This window comes from Arcobacter sp. (assembly GCF_050300555.1).
Taxonomy (GTDB): domain Bacteria; phylum Campylobacterota; class Campylobacteria; order Campylobacterales; family Arcobacteraceae; genus Arcobacter.
Map to the genome: position 1 here is coordinate 1 of NZ_JBNKXY010000481.1, position 504 is coordinate 504.

Genomic DNA, 504 nt, shown 5'->3' on the forward strand with positions numbered 1-504 from the left:
TATTCTCCTGGTGTTGCTGAACCATGCCTTGAGATAGAAAAAAATAATAAGGATGCATACAAGTATACTGCAAAAGGGAATCTTGTGGCTGTTATATCTAATGGAACAGCGGTTCTGGGACTAGGTGATCTTGGAGCGGTTGCTGGTAAACCTGTGATGGAAGGGAAAGGACTTTTGTTTAAGATATTTGCAGATGTTGATGTTTTTGACATTGAGGTTGATACTAAAGACATTGATAAATTTGTTGAAACAGTAAAAGAGATTGCGCCAACATTTGGTGGAATTAACCTGGAAGATATAAAAGCACCTGAGTGTTTTGAAATTGAAAACAGGTTAAAGGAAGAGCTTAACCGAGCGAAAAGACATAAAAAAAGTATTTCATTGATGATATTGGATATTGATCATTTTAAGAATTACAATGATACATTGGGGCATCAGGCAGGAGATGAAATCCTAAGAACACTTGGAAAAATCCTGAAAAATACGATTAGAGATGAAGACATT

1 protein-coding gene is annotated in these 504 nt (G+C 35.7%); it reads left to right on the plus strand.

The window, feature by feature from the left end; genetic code table 11:
• On the plus strand, positions 1–504 hold a 504-nt coding region (locus ACQY5W_RS13705; RefSeq protein ID WP_428025522.1), incomplete at both ends, for a diguanylate cyclase.